Annotated in this window: 1 protein-coding gene; it reads left to right on the top strand. The window is 64.2% G+C overall.

The window, feature by feature from the left end:
• Positions 1–664: HAD-IC family P-type ATPase (locus A9X04_RS17615; RefSeq protein ID WP_156764400.1), on the top strand; the 664-nt coding region annotated here is incomplete at both ends.

The following is a 664-nucleotide window of genomic DNA, read 5'->3' as shown; positions in this document are numbered from 1 at the left end:
GGCGACGAAGAATTCGAGCACGCCGCACAGAATTACACCATCTTCGCCCGCATCTCGCCGGAGCAGAAGGCGCGGCTCATCACCGCGGCGCGGCGCACCGGCCGATCGGTGGGGTTCCTCGGCGATGGAGTCAACGACGCGCTGGCTCTGCATGCCGCCGACGTCGGGATCTCCGTCGACAGCGCAACCGATGTGGCGAAGGACGCTGCCGACGTGGTGCTGCTGGAAAAGGATCTGGGCGTGCTGGCCACCGGGGTAGCAACGGGCAGAAGGATTTTCGCCAACACGATCAAGTACGTATTCATGGGCACATCAAGCAATTTCGGCAACACGTTCAGCGCCGCGGCGGCGTCGGCGTTTCTGCCGTTCCTGCCGATGCTGGCCAGCCAGCTCTTGCTGGGCAACCTGTTATACGACTCCTCGCAGCTGGCGATCCCCACCGACAGGGTCGACGCCGAGCAGCTGCACGCGCCGTCGCACTGGAACGTCGCGTTCATCCGCCGGTTCATGCTGATCTTCGGACCGATCAGCTCGCTGTTCGACTTCCTGACGTTCGGGTTGATGCTGGGCGTGCTGCACGCCGGCGCGATCGAGTTCCGCACCGGGTGGTTCGTGGAATCGCTTGCGACGCAGACGCTGATCATCTTCGCGATCCGCACCCGCA

It is taken from the genome of Mycobacterium sp. E3247, assembly GCF_001667785.1.
Lineage (GTDB): Bacteria > Actinomycetota > Actinomycetes > Mycobacteriales > Mycobacteriaceae > Mycobacterium.
This window is presented reverse-complemented; position numbering and strand designations above follow the sequence as displayed.